This window comes from Chryseobacterium sp. 3008163 (assembly GCF_003669035.1).
Classification (GTDB): Bacteria; Bacteroidota; Bacteroidia; order Flavobacteriales; family Weeksellaceae; genus Chryseobacterium.
The window spans coordinates 1911856-1926363 of the sequence record NZ_CP033070.1 but is presented as its reverse complement, the minus strand read 5'-3'; the positions used below and the strand labels follow the sequence as shown (position 1 = coordinate 1926363).

The 14508-nt window shown below is 34.3% G+C and carries 11 protein-coding genes; 7 read left to right on the top strand and 4 right to left on the bottom strand.

The genetic code is table 11. From position 1 onward, the window contains the following. The first annotated feature begins 80 nt into the window (after positions 1 to 80). From EAG08_RS08640 to EAG08_RS08630, 3 genes are all read left to right on the top strand, one after another. Positions 81 to 1838 carry a discoidin domain-containing protein gene (locus EAG08_RS08640; protein ID WP_410493330.1) on the top strand — a complete coding sequence of 586 codons (1758 nt, stop codon included), beginning with the start codon at positions 81 to 83 and terminating at the stop codon, positions 1836 to 1838. A 218-nt stretch (positions 1839 to 2056) separates the two neighbouring features. Then, positions 2057 to 2551, top strand: a complete 495-nt coding sequence (locus EAG08_RS08635; protein ID WP_129535085.1) for a hypothetical protein — start codon at positions 2057 to 2059, stop codon at positions 2549 to 2551. A gap of 35 nt (positions 2552 to 2586) precedes the next feature. Beyond that, entirely contained in the window at positions 2587 to 3894 is a 1308-nt protein-coding gene (locus EAG08_RS08630; protein WP_164998548.1) for an ATP-dependent nuclease, read from the top strand. Between the two features lie 84 nt (positions 3895 to 3978). Here EAG08_RS08630 and EAG08_RS08625 read toward each other — a convergent pair whose 3' ends face one another. Beyond that, a complete protein-coding gene (locus EAG08_RS08625) occupies positions 3979 to 6261 on the bottom strand; it encodes a TonB-dependent receptor domain-containing protein (protein WP_129535083.1) in 2283 nt (760 codons plus the stop codon). 282 nt (positions 6262 to 6543) lie between these two features. On the opposite strand from EAG08_RS08625, the gene EAG08_RS08620 reads away from it, so the two are divergent. Next, on the top strand, positions 6544 to 8304 hold the full coding sequence (locus EAG08_RS08620; protein ID WP_129535082.1) for a hypothetical protein: 1761 nt from the start codon (positions 6544 to 6546) through the stop codon (positions 8302 to 8304). Positions 8305 to 8351: 47 nt separating this feature from the next. Here EAG08_RS08620 and EAG08_RS08615 read toward each other — a convergent pair whose 3' ends face one another. The 3 genes from EAG08_RS08615 to recJ all read right to left on the bottom strand — a co-directional run bounded on the left by EAG08_RS08615 (position 8352) and on the right by recJ (position 11130). Further along, positions 8352 to 8690: a DUF3817 domain-containing protein gene (locus tag EAG08_RS08615; RefSeq protein ID WP_129535081.1), complete on the bottom strand. Its 339-nt coding sequence runs from the start codon at positions 8688 to 8690 to the stop codon at positions 8352 to 8354. Positions 8691 to 8794: 104 nt separating this feature from the next. After that, positions 8795 to 9379 (bottom strand): nicotinate (nicotinamide) nucleotide adenylyltransferase, encoded by a 585-nt coding sequence (nadD, locus tag EAG08_RS08610; protein ID WP_129535080.1) that lies wholly within the window; start codon positions 9377 to 9379, stop codon positions 8795 to 8797. Positions 9380 to 9414: 35 nt separating this feature from the next. Next, positions 9415 to 11130, bottom strand: a complete 1716-nt coding sequence (recJ, locus tag EAG08_RS08605) for a single-stranded-DNA-specific exonuclease RecJ (RefSeq protein WP_129535079.1) — start codon at positions 11128 to 11130, stop codon at positions 9415 to 9417. 217 nt (positions 11131 to 11347) lie between these two features. Between recJ and EAG08_RS08600 the strand changes: the two genes are divergently transcribed. From EAG08_RS08600 to EAG08_RS08590, 3 genes are all read left to right on the top strand, one after another. Next, the gene (locus EAG08_RS08600) at positions 11348 to 12058 is read left to right on the top strand and encodes a ferritin-like domain-containing protein (protein ID WP_129535078.1); all 711 of its coding nucleotides are present in this window, start codon (positions 11348 to 11350) and stop codon (positions 12056 to 12058) included. Between the two features lie 169 nt (positions 12059 to 12227). Next, positions 12228 to 12905, top strand: a complete 678-nt coding sequence (locus EAG08_RS08595; protein WP_317126318.1) for a ferritin-like domain-containing protein — start codon at positions 12228 to 12230, stop codon at positions 12903 to 12905. A 106-nt stretch (positions 12906 to 13011) separates the two neighbouring features. Continuing rightward, entirely contained in the window at positions 13012 to 13827 is an 816-nt protein-coding gene (locus EAG08_RS08590; RefSeq protein WP_129535077.1) for a M48 family metalloprotease, read from the top strand. Positions 13828 to 14508: the final 681 nt, after the last annotated feature.

Below are 14508 nucleotides of genomic sequence, written 5' to 3'. Positions count from 1 at the left end.
ATAGAGTCAGAAGTTTTTATTGTTATGCTTTTAGTCAGCCATTAAAAAATAATTAAATTTGTAAAAATATAAGGATGATTATGATTAAAAAAATATACCTGAGTTTAGCGATTCTGTTAAGCTTTTCCATTGACGCTCAGCAAAAAACCTATTGTAACCCGATCAACATCGATTATGGTTACACACCTTTTGAAGTTTTTTCTAAGCAAGGAAAGCACCGCGCTACAGCCGATCCGGTAATTGTAAATTTTCAAAAGAAACTGTTTCTATTTTCCACCAATCAGGAAGGGTATTGGCACAGCGACAATATGCTCGACTGGAAATTTGTCAAAAGAAAATTCCTCAGAGACAATAAATATACCCACGATCTGAATGCTCCTGCAGTCTGGGCAATGAAAGATACCTTATACGTTTACGGCTCAACCTGGGAATCCGATTTCCCGATTTGGAAATCTACCAACCCAACTGTGGACGATTGGAAAATTGCCGTTGATACTTTAAAGGTTGGAGCTTGGGATCCTGCTTTTCATTATGATGAAGATAAAAACAAACTGTATCTGTATTGGGGGTCAAGCAACGAATGGCCACTTTTAGGTACAGAAGTTAAAGTTAAAAACTTACAGTCTGAAGGTTTTGTAAAACCTATTTTAAGACTGAAACCTGAAGATCACGGCTGGGAAAGATTCGGTGAGTACAATGATAATGTTTTCCTGCAGCCTTTTGTGGAAGGAGCTTGGGTAACCAAGTACAAAGACAAATATTATATGCAGTACGGTGCTCCGGCAACAGAATTCAGCGGTTATTCTGACGGAGTGTATGTTTCGAAAAATCCTTTAGAAGGGTATGAATATCAACAGCACAATCCTTTTTCTTACAAGCCGGGAGGTTTTGCAAGGGGAGCGGGGCACGGAGCAACTTTTGAAGATAATTTTAAAAACTGGTGGCACGTTTCAACGATTTTTATTTCCACTAAAAATAATTTTGAAAGACGTTTGGGAATCTGGCCTGCAGGGTTTGATAAAGATGATGTGATGTACACCAACACGGCTTACGGAGATTATCCCACTTTACTTCCGCAGTTTGCACAAGGAAAAGATTTTTCAAAAGGACTTTTCACGAATTGGATGTTGCTAAATTACAACAAACCCGTTCAGGTTTCGTCAACTTTGGGTGGTTATCATTCTAACAATGCGGTGGATGAAGATATCAAAACGTATTGGAGTGCAAAAACCGGAAATTCGGGAGAATGGTTTCAGACAGATTTAGGTGAAATCTCTACTATTAATGCAATTCAGGTCAATTATGCAGATCAGGATGTAGAATTTATGGGAAAAACTGAGGGCAAAATGCATCAGTATAAAATTTATGGTTCAAACGACGGTAAAAAATGGAAAGTTATTGTCGATAAAAGCAAAAACACCAAAGACGTACCTCACGATTATATAGAATTAGAAAAACCTGCGGAAGCAAGATATTTAAAAATGGAAAACCTCAAAATGCCGACAGGAAAGTTTGCATTAAGCGGTTTCAGAGTATTTGGAAAAGGAGCGGGAGCAAAACCCGGAAAAGTGCAGGGGTTTGTTCCGTTAAGAGCTGATGCTAAAAAATATGGCGAAAGAAGAAGTATTTGGATGAAGTGGCAACAAAATTCGGAAGCTGATGGTTATGTTATTTATTGGGGAAAGTCTCCTGACAAATTATATGGAAGCATTATGGTCTACGGTAAAAATGAATATTTCTTCACCGGGGCAGACAGAGTAGATTCTTATTATTTCCAGATTGAAGCCTTTAATGCAATTGGAATTTCTGAAAGAACGGAGGTTTTTAAATCAGAATAAATAAAATTATCTTCTAATCCTCAGAATTGTATTTACTCTGAGGATTTTTTTTAATTAAAAAACTAAATAATGAAATATGACTTAATTTTAAATGAGAATACGGATAGTAAAATCATTGATAGATATTACTTTTTGAAGATGATATAGCTATACGCTTTTTACCTAATATAAATTCAATAAACATTTTTGTAGGAGCTAATAATAGCGGAAAAAGCTGGATGATGAGACATTTAATGCAATTGAAAAATTACAAGAATGTTCACTTTCGTAAAATTAATAATTTAACAATTAACTTCAATAATACCCTTGGTCAAAATATTCTTGCCAATCAAGCCAAAGGCATTAATTTTTATGATGAGAATTTACCAACATTTGAAATAGAAAGATTTAATAATAAAAGCTTCAACGAAATAGCTAAAATAGCTAAACAAAACCATAGTAATTTTAAGCAATTATCGAACATAGGAAGGAATAGACGATCATATTATAATGTTGTTATAGATGATAGTAAAATGATTTATTTAGATACTATAAATAATCAAATTATCGATTTAATAGAAGATAATTTAGAATATGAAAATCCTGATAAAATTTATATTCCCACCTTAAGAACAGCACATTCACTTTATAATTATAAAGAAGAAAAATATTTAAAAATAGAAGATGATATTTTTATAATACACTTCAAAGAAATCATCCCACTGAGAATGTAAAAACATTCACTGGATTACACTTATACAAATCAATCTTGAACGCTAGAAACGCCAGAAAAGAAATTAGAAAAAGATTTGAAGATTTCGAAATATTTGTACAAAACAATTTTTTCAGCGGCAAAAAGATTGATATAGTTGCTGAGTTCAACAAAGACAAAAGTATTAATAATGATAATTCCGAAGAAATTATTAGTATTCATATTGATGGCGAGAATGATACAAGAAAACTATACGAATTAGGAGACGGAATACAAGCTATAATCATTTTGATGTATCAAATATTTATGTCTGAAGAAAATTCAGTAATTTTTATTGATGAACCTGAATTGAATCTTCATCCAGGAATGCAAAGATTATTTTTTGAACAGATTTCATTTAATAAAGATATTACTAATAAGAAACTTACATATTTTATATCAACTCATTCGAATCACTTATTAGATTTGACCTTAGAAAGTGATGATGTTTCTATTTATTCTTTTACTCCAATAGTTGAGAATGGAGATAAAAAGATTATTGTTAAAAATATCAATTTTGGAAATGCAGAATTATTACGAGATTTAGGAGTTAACAATACTTCAGTGTTCTTAGCTAACGCAAGTATTTGGGTTGAAGGAATTTCTGACCGTAATTACATCAAAGCATTTCTGAAAGCGTATTGTGATGCTGGAGAAGGTAGAGTTTATCCTAAAGAGGATATAGATTTTACTTTTTTTGAATATGCGGGTGGAAATATTGAACATTATATTTTAGGTGAAGAACTTAATGATAATGAAGAAGAAAGATTTGTAGAGGAAATAAATGCTTTGGCATTATCAAATAAAATCTTTCTGTTAGCAGATTCAGATATGGCGAAGGAAGGAACAAAAAAACATTTAAGATTAAAATCTTTCGAAGAAAAGTTTTCTCGAGATAAAAATTTTGACGGTTTAATTCTTTGGAATATTAGAGAATCAGAAAATCTTTTACCTAAAGAAGTCTGGAAAAAAATATTAATTGAGTTTTGTAACAAAAATAATATTGATGAATCAACTCAAAATAAAATTGACACATTCTTTATAGAAAGTAACGAGTTAAATCGCACAGAATATGTAGGTAAGTTTTTGAAAAAGATTAAAGAATCTGATATTCCGCTTAATGAAGTTTGTAAGAAACAAGGTAGAGGTACCGGTGAAGAGTGGCAGACATTTAATGATAAAGCAAGGTTGAGCAGAATAATTCTTGAGAAAACTTTAAATAAAGAAATAACTTGGGAGGATTTTAAACAAGTTCCAGAAGTAGTTGTTCTTACAAAGAAAATATATCAGTTTATTTTTAAACAAGAAAAAGACCTTACCTGGTAATCTGAAAATATTTAGATTTAAAAGCGAAACCCATCAAATTCTTGATGGGTTTCTGTACAAAATAAAATATATGAAGATTGAATGTTAACGTGTTCTGCTTTTTATAGCGTCTGATGCGCCTTCGATGTCTCTTACTTTTTTCACTTTCTGGTTTCCGAAATTATACGTGATGCTGAAAGTTCCGCCTCTTCTGAATTGGTCGTTTCTTACATAATTGTAATTTCCGTTGGCCTGATAGTCTTCGATTTCTACGATGTTTGTTCTTAAAACATCATTTAAGTTTAATGCAAACGTCCAGTCGTTCCAGTTTTTCTTGATGCTTAAATCTAAACTCATCAGATTTTTCAACATTCCCAATTCGATTTGCTGCTTGTCTACAAAGAAATAATTTACGCCCAAGAACCATGTTTTCTTTTTGTCTAAACGAATGGTATTGTTGGTCTGGATAAGAATACTCGTCGAACTAATCTTGTTTTCATATGTTGGAAAAACATCACCCGAAGTTGGGTCTACACTTAGGCTTCCATCATTAACGTTTCTCTGAAGGCCAACATTGAAGTTCATCGTCAGATATTGTTTAAAGAATGTTTTCTGAATTCCTACCATGGCAGACATTTCTTGTTTATCACCGAAGTTGGTACGGATATATCTTAATTGTTTGTAAGAGTCCATGATGGGTTGACCGTTTGATCCTAGGACAGGATTTCCATTTTCATCTCTCCTTGGCTTCAAAATATCTCTCTGCAAAGGCACTTGTGTAATCTTGTCTTTGAATAATGAATGGCTCAAGATTAAGAAATACGAACTTTTAAACATATAAGTCAACTCATGACTATAAGTAGAAGAAGCTTTCACAAAAGGGTTATTTTGAGTGTAATTGTCTTCCGTAAGAATGTTTCTTACAGGGTTTAGCTCCCAGAAGCTTGGTCTTCTCATTCTGCTTGAAAATGCATAAGAAATATTATTTTTGTCATTGATAGCGTAATTAAAGCTTAAATACGGAAGTATATTATTGTAATCTCTTTCAATTTTTCTGTATTCAGGAGCTGCATTGTCCGAAGTTCCTAAACTATTGGTAATTTCGTATCGCGTACCAACTTTTCCGGATAATTTATCAGAGAATTTCTTTTCTAAAGTTAAATAGGCACCGTAAATATTTTCGTCATAAATGAAATGGTTAGGTGAAGATTCAGTATCTTTTCCTGTCACAAAAGTATCATTCTGAGTATCATTATCCGTTTTGGTTTTATTAAAATTTCCACCAATAGCAACTGTAAAGTCATTTTTAAATTTCTGAATATAATCTACAGTACCAGAAAAATTATTGATGATTTGTGGGAGATTTTGGTCAATGGTCTGGCTTAGTAATCCATCTGTACCATTTGCATCAGATAAATAAGTCTTATTATTGGTAAACTGAAATCTTCTGTAATTAAGATAAGCTGCATTTGCATTTAATTTACTTCCCAAAGAATCGGTTTTCAATTCATAATTTAAATTGACCGAATTGTTGTATGACCTTGCGTCTTCTTTGTTTCTTGAATTGGTGTAGTTGGTAATGTATGACTGAGAATCTTTATCAAACGAACGAATGGTATTGAATAAATTAACTGTAGAATTATAACTTTTGTTGGCATTAGAATTCCATGATAGAGCTAAATTACTTTTTTCCGTCAGCTGATAATCTATATTCAGATAACCTCCGATGTATTGATTGGGGTCATCAATATTTCCAGTAGATTCATTAGAAGAAGAATCATTTCCGTTTCGTAAAACATATTGTTGAGCGTCAATATTCTCTCCGCCATACAAATTGGCACTAATTCCCAATTTATCTTTTCTGTAGTTAGTAGAGAAGCTTGCAGAACTTCCGTTATATTTATTTTGAGAATTAGACATTCTCATGTTTCCGCTTAAACCGTCACTCATTTTCTTTTTCAGGACGATATTGATAATTCCGTCTGAAGATTCTACCTGAAATTCACTTCCTGGCACTGTAATCACTTCAATTTTCTGAATATTCTCAGCAGGAGTGTTTTTTAGAAATTGAGTAACCGACTCGGCATCCATATTGGTTTTTCTACCGTTGATGTAGATCAGCGCATTATTTTTTCCTGCAATTTTTAAATTTTTATCATCGGTTGTAGAAAGTAGTGGAGTTTGTCTCAAGAGATCAAAAGTTGTGTTTCCTTTGGCAACGGGTGAAGCGGCAACGTCATATACGAAACGGTCACTTTGTTTTTTGAAGACTTGCTTGGTCAAAACAACTTCTTCAATTTTTTTAGTTTTTAGAGAATCTGATTTTTTTTCCTGAGCGAATGTCAATCCGGTGAAAAATATGGCTGCGATGAGGAGTGGCGTTTTCATGAGTTTATCTTTTAATTAGTTTAGAAGCTTGTATCTGTTATTATTTTACATTGCAAAGATATGTAATAAATTTAGTATCATGCAATACAAAGTAGTAAAAATGTTTTGATTTTATTTGTAACTAATTGATTGTTAGTTATTAAAATTTAAATTAAAATTTTGCTTACTTTGAGTTTCTACATAATAAGACAACCGTAACAAGAGTTTTGTTACAACAAAAAATAAAATAATTAGATTCACTTTTTTTGATTAATTTAGATTTCACAAAAAAAATAATAATTTATGACAAAACTTTACTCATTATTAATGATTTTGATGATTCTTGTATCATGTAAGAGCGATTCTTTTATTGATCTCGAAAATCAGCAACAAGGAAATCAGGAAACAAACTTTAACTTTGGAAATTCGGTACAAAGAAATTTCCACGGTTTAGTTTTAGCAACAAATGGAACTCCGGTTTCCGGAGCAACAGTTACTATTGGATCGGCAACCGTACAAACTAATTCTAAAGGACTATTCGTAATTACAAATGCTAATGTGAAAGAAAATTTCGCTTACGTAAAAGTAACAAAAGCAGATTTTGTGAATGGTTCTCGTACCATGGTTCCTACCAACGGAAGCAATAGAATCAACATTATGATGATTCCTGCAACGAATACTTCCACGATTGCATCAGGAGCAACGGCGACAGTTTCTTTACCAAACGGAACAAAAGTGAAATTTGACGGAAGCTTCAAAGATGCAAGTGGTAATGCTTACAGCGGTAATGTAAATGTTGCTATGTTTCACCTAAAATCTTCAGATCAGTATCTAAATGAATTGATGCCTGGATCTCTTCTCGCAAACAGCACCGCTGGAAACGCAAGAGTAATGGAAACTTTCGGGATGCTGCATGTGCAATTGACAGGCGCTTTGGGGCAAAATCTTCAGATTGCGAATGGCCATACTGCTGAAATGACGATGGCAATTGATGCTACCCAAACTTCGACGGCTCCAGCTACCATTCCGTTGTGGGCTTTTAACGAAACTACAGGGATTTGGCAGGAAGAAGGTTCTGCTACAAAGGTTGGAAATACTTATGTTGGTAATGTAAGTCATTTTTCTTGGTGGAATTGCGATGCGCAGTTTCCACAAGCGATTTTGAATGTTCATATTCAAAACTCTACTGCACAACCTTTGAGTAATGTAACGGTAAAATTATTTAGACAAAATCAGAATTCAACTTCTGCAATTACAGATGGAAACGGAAATGCTTCAGGAATTATACCTGCTGGTGAAAATTTAACTCTAAAAATTTATGATGCTTGTAATAATGTTATTATGACCAATAGTATTGGTCCTTTTACAAATAATTCTAACAATACACTTCCTGCAATTACAATTTTGCAAAGTTTGAGTAATACGATAACAATTACAGGTACTCTTAAGGATTGTTCTGGCAATAATGTTACAAACGGAGTTGCCAATTTATCTTATGCTTCAAGTGCAAATTATTTTTCTAGTTTTTCCGCAGTGGTAACTAATGGAAGCTTTTCTTTTAATGTTTTAAGTTGTGCATCAAGTCAGCAATTAACATTTCTAGGTGCAGATTTCGCTAATCTTCAAACAACAGGAAATATTAATTTTACCGCAACTTCGCCTACAACTAATTTGGGTAATCTTACTGTTTGTACTGCTACGACAGAATTTGTTACTAGCCAGACAGATACTCAGGCTATAAGATACTTTATCACTCCAATTTTTGCAAGCAATTATTCGCAATCTCCAATCGGGGGTGGAGGATTAAATGTAAGTTCACAAAATGCGACAGGCAGTTTTTATTTAACCTCCCAAAACATATCATCAGTAGGAACATATATCTCAAACTTTAGTATAGAATCTTCTGGAGGAGCTATTCAGGCGAATGGAAATAATCTTACACTACAAATAAGCAATTTTGGTGCAGTAGGACAATACATTGATTTTACAATAAATGGAACCTATACTAATACTACAGGCTCACATACATTGAGTGTAACAGGACACGTTATTAGAGATAATTAAATATAAAATTTTAATAAAAAAGAGAGGCTTCAAAAGAGTCTCTTTTTTTATTCTCGATCGAAACGTGCCAGCTTTTTGTCAATCCAAATCGTGGCAAAAGGGAAAAATGCGGAAATCAATGCAAAGACGGTGTCTTCATCATCCCAAGTGTATATTTTTCTTGCAGCTGGAAGAAATATAAGATAAAGTGTAAAAAAGAATCCGTGAATACTACCAACTGTACTAATGTAGATAATCGGGAAAATACCTTCCGGATCAACACGGATCCAGATCATAGCGGTAAATAGAAAAAACCATGAAAGAGCCTCGGCCAAACAAATCTGTTTAAACCATTTAATAACTTTTTCCTGAGGATATTTTGAGAATAAATTTTCTAGGAATTCCATGATTCAATATTTAATTTTGACTAACAACTAACAACTAACAACTAACAACTAACAACTAACAACTAACGACTAACAACTAACAACTAACAACTAACAACTAACAACTACTTATAAAAACTACTTCCATCCAGATAGTCAAAAACCTCTGGTGGAAGCATTGGTCTTACATTTTTTCCTTCTTTGATCATTGAGCGAATCTCGGTAGCAGAAAGTTCAATCACTGGAGCTTTGATCATCGAAATATTTTCATGCTGAAGATATTCAGAATCTTTTTTCTCCCCATCAAAAACTCTTGGATAAACGATGATGTGATGATTTTTAATTAAAACATCAGAATTTTTCCACTTATGAAGACTACCGAGGTTATCTTCTCCCATTATTAGGCTGAAAGAACATTCAGGATGTTTTTCTTTAAGATAAGTTAAAGTATCAATCGTGTAACTTGGTGTTGGTAATGAAAATTCAACGTTGGATGCACGCATTTGAGGATAATTTTTCACGGCGAGCTGCACCATATCCAGACGGTTATGATCTTTCAGGAGTGATTTTTTTTCTTTAAAAGGATTTTGCGGGCTTACTACAAACCACAATTCATGCATATCCGAGTTCTCCAGAATATAATTAGCCAAAATTAAATGACCAATATGAATGGGATTGAAAGACCCGAAAAATAAACCGATTTTTTTCAAAGTTGAGGTTGAGTTTAAGGTTGGATTGATTAAGGTTAATCTTCTCTAAATTTCACATCTCTGATATTCAGATAGTGGGTCACATTCCCTTTCCAATGGTTTTCTTCTAAAGTAAAAGCTATATCAAAAGATTTATTTCTAAAATCATCAGCAAATTGTCCAAGCTTAAAGCCGACACATTCAATATTTCTTCCTGTAGATTCTTGTTTGATGTAGAATTTAAGGTGATTATTATCTTTCCCCATCGTTTTCAGATAACCGGCAATCTTTTGATTTCTTAAAACAAGATTCGGTTTCATATTCTGAGGCCCGAAAGGTCCTAGTTTTCGATGGAAGTTAATAAAATCTCTGTTGATTTCGTCTGCATTTACGTCAGCATCTATTGTGATAGAAGGCTCTTTTTGATGATCCTTAATTTTTTCGGCTACTGTTTTTTCAAATTTAATTTTGAAAGCTTCAAACTTATCTTTTTCCATAGAAAGTCCGGCCGCAGCGTGATGTCCTCCAAATTTCAGAAAGTATTCCGAACAAAGATCCAGCGCTTCGTGCACATCAAAATCTGAAACAGATCTTGCCGATGCTACCATTTCTCCATTATTACCGTCAGTAAAAACCAAAGTTGGTTTATAATAGGTTTCAATCAATCTTGAGGCTACAATTCCTATCACACCTTTGTTCCATTCAGGATGATAGACAATCGTTGAATATTTTGTTTCCTGCTGAGATTCGATTACCTGATTGAGTGCAGAAAGGGTAGAGTTCATATCGAGTTCGCGCCTTTCGTCATTCAGATTCATAATGTCGCCTACAATTTGCTGTGCGTGTTTCAGATTATCAGAAACCATTAATTCTACAGCAGCTTTACCGTGAGAAATTCTTCCGGCAGCGTTTATTTTTGGAGCAATTTCAAAAACAATATTTGAAATTTCAAAATGAGAAAGTTTATCTTCAGGAATCAAAAGTCTTAAACCTAAGTTGCGGGTTTTTCTGAGGACTTTTAGTCCCATTTTAGCCAAAACTCTGTTCTCACCAGTCATGGAAACGATATCTGCAGCAATTGAGATAGCCAATAAATCGGTCAGCTCAAACAATTCAGTTTCCGGAATTTTATAGATGGTATTTAATCCCTGACACAGTTTAAAACCAACTCCACATCCTGAAAGTTCCTTAAAAGGGTAACGACAGTCTGATCTTTTCGGATCTAAAACGGCTACGGCATCCGGAATTTCATCTCCGGGTAAATGGTGATCACAAATAATGAAATCAATTTGTTTTCCTTTGGCATAATTAATCATGTCAATCGCCTTGATTCCGCAGTCTAATGCGATAATCAGTGAAAAGCCATTTTCTTTAGCGTAATCAATTCCTTCGGTAGAAATTCCGTATCCTTCAGAATTTCTGTCGGGAATGTAAAAATCTAAATATTTTTTCTGAACTATTTTTCTTAAATAAAGATAAGTAAGCGCCACAGCGGTGGTTCCGTCGACATCGTAATCTCCATAAACCATTATTTTTTCCCCATTTTCTATGGCTGTAGCAACTCGCTCTACGGCTTTTTGCATATCCGCCATCAGGAAAGGGTTGTGGATATCTGTGAAGTTTGGCTTGAAAAATTCGCGTGCTTTTTGGTAATTGTCAATTCCTCTGAGAACCAATAGTTTGGATTCAAAAGTTCCAAAACCAAGCGACGAACTCAATCCATCAACAGTTTCTTCATCAGGTTCGGTTTTATAAATCCATTTTTGACTCATTTCACAAAAATAAGTAAAATTTATTTTAAAATCAATCCAATTATAATCTTCATTATCAATTATAAAGCACTCGATATTTATTTTATTTATAGTGTTTTAGGGGTTTTTAAGGGATTTGTTTAATAAATATTTGTTTTTTTTAAATTTTATGAAAACCAAACGAAAACTATTGTCGTAGATATCATTAAACAGACTAAACCTTTTTAAAAATAGTATTATGAAAAAACCAATTAATGTTTCTAATCAAGGAGCCACCTTGGATACCAGCAGAAGAAACTTTCTAAAACTAAGCGGTATTGGTATTGCCGTTGCCGGGCTTACTTTGGTAGGTTGCGATGATGACGATTTTGTCTACAATGATAACAAAATATTTGATTTGGGAATGGGCGATGTAGGTGTTTTGAACTATGCATATGCTCTTGAACAATTAGAAGCCGATTTCTACACGAAAGTGGTAAATAGTTTCTATGCAGGAATTTCAACTATTGAAAAAGAAGTACTCACAGACCTTTATCACCATGAGGTTATTCACAGAGATTTCTTTAAAGCAGCAATTACAGGTGCAACAACTAACGTTCTTCCAACACTTGAGTTTCAATATCCGAATGTAAATTTCAACGATAGAAGTTCTGTTTTAGCTACTGCAAAAGCTTTAGAAGATACAGGAGTTGCCGCTTACAATGCTGCGGGTAAGTATATTACAAACCCTACTTATCTGGTACTTGCAGGTAAAATTGTTTCTGTAGAAGCAAGACACGCATCGGCAATCAGAGATTTGATTAATCCTTTAACTGCAGCTTTCTCAGGAGATGATGTAGTAAATCCTACTACAGGACTGGATGTAGCAAAAGAACCGAAAGATGTCATTGCGGCAGCTGGAGGCTTCATTAAAACTCCATTTACCTGGAAAGAAAGAGGCATTAATTAATTTACCAATCTCAAAAATCAATTATTATGAACATTTTAAAATTATTAGATAAATTCTCTGACGATTCTTTTTCACAAAACAAACGTCTAGATTAGATAATCTTTCAGATATCACCTCATTTGGTAAAAAAGCGGCTGTTGCTGCGATACCATTAGGATTAGGAAGCTTTATGGCAACTTCTGCCAAAGCTGAAACCACAACAATAGACCCAACGACTATGAAAAGTGCATTAACAGATGCCCTTCAGCTAGCATTGACTTTGGAATATTTAGAAGACGAATATTATAAAATTGGACTTGCTGCCACAAACCTGATTCCTGCTTCTGATAAAGTTGTTTTTCAGCAGATTTCCAAGCATGAAGATGCTCACGTTACTTTTCTTAAAAGTACATTAACATCTTTAGGAGTTGCTCCAGTTGCTAAACCAACTTTTGATTTTACAGTAAATGGTGCTTTTACTCCATTTACCAATTATCAGCAGTTTCTTGTCTTAGCTCAAGCGTTTGAAGATACTGGTGTTAGGGCATATAAAGGACAAGCAGGTAATGTGATGTCAAACAAAGATGTCCTTCAAGCAGCCTTACAGATTCACTCTGTAGAAGCAAGACATGCCTCAATGGTTCGTAGAATGCGTGCCAATAAAGGATGGATCGAGTTAGCGAGTGGCGGAAGTGGAAGTGGAGGTATGCCACCTGCAACTAATCCGGTTTACGCTGGTGAAGATGTAACTATGCAGGCAGGGTTCAATACTGCGACAGCTTTTGGAGCAGCAGCAGGTTCAGCGGCTTACGATGAGGTCTTAACTACTGCTGAAGCAACAGCGATTGCATCTCTTTTTATTGATTAATAGAAACACATATATATAGTTAGTTAAATCCTTTTTCGGTACTTCTCCGAAAGAGGATTTTTTTTCGTTAAAAAGTATTATCTTAGTTGCACTAAACTATATTAAAATGAAAAAAATTATTATCGGTGCAATCGTACTGGGATCAATGTACCATGTGCAAGCTCAGAAAATCAATCTAGGAAAAGCTGCGGGAGTAGTTTCAAAAGGAGCGTCGGCACTTACTTTCAGTAATGAAGATGCAATCAAGCTTTCAAAAGAATCTGTAGATTATATGGATAAGAACAATGCGATTGCAGGTCCTAAAGATCCTTACACAGTGAGACTTAACAAGCTTTTTGCAAAACACAAATCTCAAGACGGACTTAATCTGAACTATAAAGTCTACAAAGTGAAAGACATCAATGCTTTTGCATGTGCAGATGGTAGTGTAAGGGTTTTTTCATCTTTAATGGATATCATGACAGACGATGAATTGCTTGCAGTTATTGGTCACGAGATTGGTCACGTTAAAAATCAAGATACAAAAGATGCTATAAAATCAGCATATTTAAAAGCTGCAGCAATGGATGCCGCGTCATCAGCATCATCCACAGTTGCAACATTGAGCGAAGGTCAGGTTGGGAAAATGGCCAATGCATTTTTAGATGCTTCACACAGCAAAAAACAAGAATCTCAGGCAGATACATATTCTTACGATTTTATGAGAACAAACAACTATAATGTAGTTGGCGCATATACAGCTTTCAAGAAATTGGCATTACTATCCGAAGGTGGATCGGCACAATCAGGATTTCAAAAAATGTTTAATTCGCACCCTGATAGCAACAAAAGAGCAGAAGCTGTCAAAAAGAGAGCCGAAAAAGATGGCTTATGGAAAGATCCCGGAACGGTTTCTTTACCAACAACAAAATTGACGAAGTAATTTTTTCACACATCTATATAATAAGAGTTCGGTTTATCCGGACTCTTTTTTTATCACATATATAATAGCAGAAGTCATTTTTATTGTCCTCAAAGACTTTTCCATCACCATTGCATTTCTCATTAGTAGCTTAATCCCGCTCACCGCTGTATCTTTTTCTCCGGCGCTTTTTTTCAAAGCCATTTCAGAAAAAGGATGCCGCTATTATCGGGACTAGGGTATTGGTCATGTATCAAAATTTGTCAAAGACTAATTATATTTTTAGATTAAGGATGTTTTTATCAAGTAAACTTCATAATCAACATCTCAACAAAACTTCCGATACGATTTTATCAATAAGACCGACAGGTAAAAAATATCCCGAATCACTCATAAGCTCCATTAGGAGCTCTATGTTTATAACATCACGTTCAAACATTAAATCATAAGCTCCGTAGGAGCGTGATGTTTGTAGTATAAAGTATAGCGGATAAAGCAGAACTCCATCGGAGCGTGATGTTTGTAGTGTGATTTACAATAAAGAGCATGAGCTCCGTAGGAGCGCAACATGACATTACAACAATGAAGCCCCATCAAAAACCTTATACTTTAGTAGATATATAAATTCCACAATCCCTCCCTGCTGCTCAACCCAGGTCTTTTCCAAACATTCACGCTGACCTTTCAACCCCCTCTCGAACA